This is a genomic window from Salegentibacter echinorum, from assembly GCF_900129445.1.
In the GTDB taxonomy this organism is placed as follows: Bacteria; Bacteroidota; Bacteroidia; order Flavobacteriales; family Flavobacteriaceae; genus Salegentibacter; species Salegentibacter echinorum.
In genome coordinates this window covers 1-1,942 of record NZ_FQVT01000029.1, presented here as the reverse complement: position 1 = coordinate 1,942, position 1,942 = coordinate 1, and the positions used below count along the sequence as shown (strand labels likewise).

Below are 1,942 nucleotides of genomic sequence, written 5' to 3'. Positions count from 1 at the left end.
TCGAGTAGTCTCAGGCAGACTCGAACTGCCGACCTCTACATTATCAGTGTAGCGCTCTAACCAGCTGAGCTATGAGACTGTCCTATTTTTAAGAGAAAAGAGCTTAGATAAAAGAGAATAGACTTTAGCAAATTCAAAAAATCTATATTCTATTTTCTTTGTTCTTTCTTCTTTTTTAAATATTAAATCGACAGCTTAGAATCAAGACCAAAAAAGAAACTTATTCGAACTTCCCTTTTTGATTCTTGCGCATTGCCTTAAAAAGCGTTGCTCTAGAAAGGAGGTGTTCCAGCCGCACCTTCCGGTACGGCTACCTTGTTACGACTTAGCCCCAATTACCAGTTTTACCCTAGGCGGCTCCTTAACGGTGACCGACTTCAGGTACCCCCGGCTTTCATGGCTTGACGGGCGGTGTGTACAAGGCCCGGGAACGTATTCACCGCATCATGGCTGATATGCGATTACTAGCGATTCCAGCTTCACGCAGTCGAGTTGCAGACTGCGATCCGAACTGTGATAGGGTTTGTAGATTCGCTCCTTCTCGCGAAGTGGCTGCTCTCTGTCCCTACCATTGTAGCACGTGTGTGGCCCAGGACGTAAGGGCCGTGATGATTTGACGTCATCCCCACCTTCCTCGCGGTTTGCACCGGCAGTCTGGCTAGAGTTCCCACCATTACGTGCTGGCAACTAACCACAGGGGTTGCGCTCGTTATAGGACTTAACCTGACACCTCACGGCACGAGCTGACGACAACCATGCAGCACCTTGTAATCTGTCCGAAGAAGGGGGTGTTTCCACCCCTGTCAGACTACATTTAAGCCCTGGTAAGGTTCCTCGCGTATCATCGAATTAAACCACATGCTCCACCGCTTGTGCGGGCCCCCGTCAATTCCTTTGAGTTTCATTCTTGCGAACGTACTCCCCAGGTGGGTTACTTATCACTTTCGCTTAACCACCCAGCCCTCAATTAGGCCGGACAGCTAGTAACCATCGTTTACGGCGTAGACTACCAGGGTATCTAATCCTGTTCGCTACCTACGCTTTCGTCCATCAGCGTCAGTGTATTATTAGTGATCTGCCTTCGCAATCGGTATTCTGAGTAATATCTATGCATTTCACCGCTACACTACTCATTCTAACCACTTCATAATAACTCAAGAACAACAGTTTCAATGGCAATTCTACAGTTAAGCTGCAGACTTTCACCACTGACTTATTATCCCGCCTACGGACCCTTTAAACCCAATGATTCCGGATAACGCTTGGATCCTCCGTATTACCGCGGCTGCTGGCACGGAGTTAGCCGATCCTTATTCGCAGAGTACCGTCAAACCCCCACACGTGGGAGTGGTTCTTCCTCTGTAAAAGCAGTTTACAACCCATAGGGCAGTCTTCCTGCACGCGGCATGGCTGGATCAGAGTTGCCTCCATTGTCCAATATTCCTCACTGCTGCCTCCCGTAGGAGTCTGGTCCGTGTCTCAGTACCAGTGTGGGGGATCTCCCTCTCAGGACCCCTACCTATCGCTGCCATGGTAAGCCGTTACCTTACCATCTAACTAATAGGACGCATACCCATCTAATAGCCATAAATGTTTAATGTAAAATCCAGGTGGACCTTACATACCATGGGATATTAATCCAAGTTTCCCTGGGCTATCCCCCGCTAAAAGGTAGGTTATATACGCGTTACTCACCCGTCCGCCGGTCGTCATCAAGAGTGCAAGCACTCCTATGTTACCCCTCGACTTGCATGTGTTAAGCCTGCCGCTAGCGTTCATCCTGAGCCAGGATCAAACTCTTCATCGTTGTTTCTTAAATATAATTACAACAATCAAAAATTCCATTCTCAAAGATGACTTCTCTAGTCTTAATTCTAAATTATTTGTATCGCTTTTCTCTCGAAAAACGTACGCGCTGTCAATTCAATAAATCAATGAACTT

General features: G+C 47.3%; 1 tRNA gene and 1 rRNA gene. Both read right to left on the bottom strand.

From position 1 onward, the window contains the following. Nucleotides 1-5: 5 nt before the first annotated feature. Nucleotides 6-79 (bottom strand) — tRNA-Ile (locus BUA71_RS17250). Nucleotides 80-276: 197 nt separating this feature from the next. Next, nucleotides 277-1,807: ribosomal RNA gene (locus BUA71_RS17245) — 16S ribosomal RNA — on the bottom strand. Between the last annotated feature and the right edge of the window lie 135 nt (nt 1,808-1,942).